The following is a 1,568-nucleotide window of genomic DNA, read 5'->3' as shown; positions in this document are numbered from 1 at the left end:
GTACGCCGCATGGCAGAGGTCCATCACCGAATTTGTTCTTAGCGAGCGTCGCCCAGCGAACCCGCAGTCTTCGTGTTGGTCCCATGGTAATGCTACTTGCGCTCTATCATCCGCTGCGTGCCTTCGAGGAGATCTGCATGCTTGATCAGTTGAGCGGCGGCAGGCTTGAACTCGGCATAGGGCGCGGCTCTGCTCCCACTGAATTGGGATACTTCGGGGTTGCTGTAGAAGCAGCACCAGAACAGTATGCGGAGGCCAGTGAGATTCTCATCAATGCGATGAAAGGCGGGACGCTTTCTTATCAGGGCCGCCACTTTGAGTTGAAAGATGTTCCGCTGACGTTGAGACCTCACCAATATCCCCGTCCGCCGACATGGATCGCCACCAATCGACCCGAGCCGGCTAGCTGGGCCGCTGCGAATGGGGCAAACATCGCCTGCGTCGGACCTTCCACTTCTGTTCGCAGCGTTACCGACGCGTTCCGCGCCGCCCGAATTCACGATGCTGACATTGGCCAGCAAGCGCCATTTCTTGGATTGCTCCGAATGGTGGTGATAGGGCGTTCTGAAACAGATGCGTATTTGCTCGCAGCACCTGCCTATGAACGATGGCTCAATAGCTTCAAATTTCTATACGAACTAAATGCCATTTCCACTCCACCAAACTTGCCTTTGAACTTCGATGCAGCAATTGAAAGTGAATTGTGCGTCGTGGGAACGGCAGATTCTGTCCGAAAAGCTCTCCTTGATCAGCTGGAAGAGGCAGGTGCTAATTATCTTCTGTGTCAACTGGCATTTGGGGATTTGCCGCTGGATGCCTCACTATACACCGCATCGGCCATTGGATCCGAAATCATGGCTCGAGTTGCCGCATCGTGAATCCGTCGTGTGATTGGAGGAGCAGCGGCAGCGCTGCTCCTCATTGCGAAACGGTTGTGGGGGCCGGACTCCTGTGTCAGGTGTAAACCATTGGAGCACGTCCTATCTGATCCAGGTCATATCCTGCGGCTTTGAAGTAGTTGGCACATTCGGCTGGGGTGAAGAGGTCGACGACCGCGCCGAGGCGTCCTGACCTTGCCCCTCTGATCTAATCCGGTTTGAAGTTCGTTCTGGCCCATCCAGAGGACCAGGACATGAAACGCAGCCGCTTCTCTGAAGAGCAGATCATCGGAATTTTGAAGAAACACGAGGCCGGGGTATCGGTTGGCGATCTGTGCCGCAAGCACGGGGTCAGCGACGCCTCGATCTACAATTGGAAGGCCCGCTTCGGCGGGATGGATGTCACCGAGGCTCGGCGACCTGAAGGCGCTGGAGGACGAGAACACGCGCCTGAAGCGGCTTTTGGCCGACGCCATGCTCGACAATGCCGCGTTGAAGGACCTTGTGGGAAAGAAATGGTGACGCCCGCCGCCAAGCGGAAAGCTGTCGCTCGCCTGAAGGAAGGCTTCGGGATGAGCGAACGGCGGGCGTGTAAAGCCATCGGCTGTTGCCGCATGACGGTTCGCTACCAGACCAGCAGGCCGGACGACCGCGAGGTTCGCGAGCGGATGAAGGCCGATCGCGCAGGAG

General features: G+C 57.1%; 1 protein-coding gene and 1 pseudogene. Both read left to right on the top strand.

Going from position 1 to position 1,568, the window contains the following annotated elements; genetic code table 11:
• The coding region (locus tag EN984_RS34005) for an LLM class flavin-dependent oxidoreductase (protein ID WP_164765893.1) at nucleotides 1–878 on the top strand (878 nt) is incomplete at its 5' end.
• Between the two features lie 254 nt (nucleotides 879–1,132).
• A pseudogene (locus EN984_RS34000) lies at nucleotides 1,133–1,568 on the top strand (transposase); the annotation flags it as partial.

It is taken from the genome of Mesorhizobium sp. M7A.F.Ca.CA.004.12.1.1, assembly GCF_003997835.1.
Taxonomy (GTDB): Bacteria; Pseudomonadota; Alphaproteobacteria; order Rhizobiales; family Rhizobiaceae; genus Mesorhizobium.
This window is presented reverse-complemented; position numbering and strand designations above follow the sequence as displayed.